General features: G+C 34.4%; 1 protein-coding gene. It reads right to left on the minus strand.

The features are described 5' to 3' along the window. Positions 1–138 precede the first annotated feature (138 nt). Positions 139–395: HU family DNA-binding protein (locus G6042_RS00615; protein WP_211161596.1), on the minus strand; the 257-nt coding region annotated here is incomplete at its 5' end.

Consider the following 395-nt stretch of genomic DNA (forward strand, 5'->3'; position numbering starts at 1 on the left):
CACTTTTTTTATACGTGAAATCAAATCGGCATTTTTATCAAAATAAACAGCTATCCGCATTTCACCTTTGTGTTTTATGATTTTGGCTTCCCATTTCATAGTGCTAACTTTTAACTCCTAACTGTAGAAAAAAATAGATTACGATATTTTTTTTCGAACATAGGACAAATTCCCTACTAGTTTTTTTAGCTTTTTTCCTGGTCGGAAAATAATTGAAGCACGAGTTACATTATCTTTAGAAACACCTGCTGCGCTATCACTAGCAGTTCCTTTCACACTTATTTGAAACGTGCCCAAAGGTTCTAGTCTAACGATTTCGCCTTTTTCTAAATGGTCTTCCAATACTTTTACTAAACTAATGACTGCGGCATAACAATCAGCTTGTGTTAGCGATG

It is taken from the genome of Flavobacterium solisilvae, assembly GCF_012911605.1.
Classification (GTDB): Bacteria; Bacteroidota; Bacteroidia; order Flavobacteriales; family Flavobacteriaceae; genus Flavobacterium; species Flavobacterium solisilvae.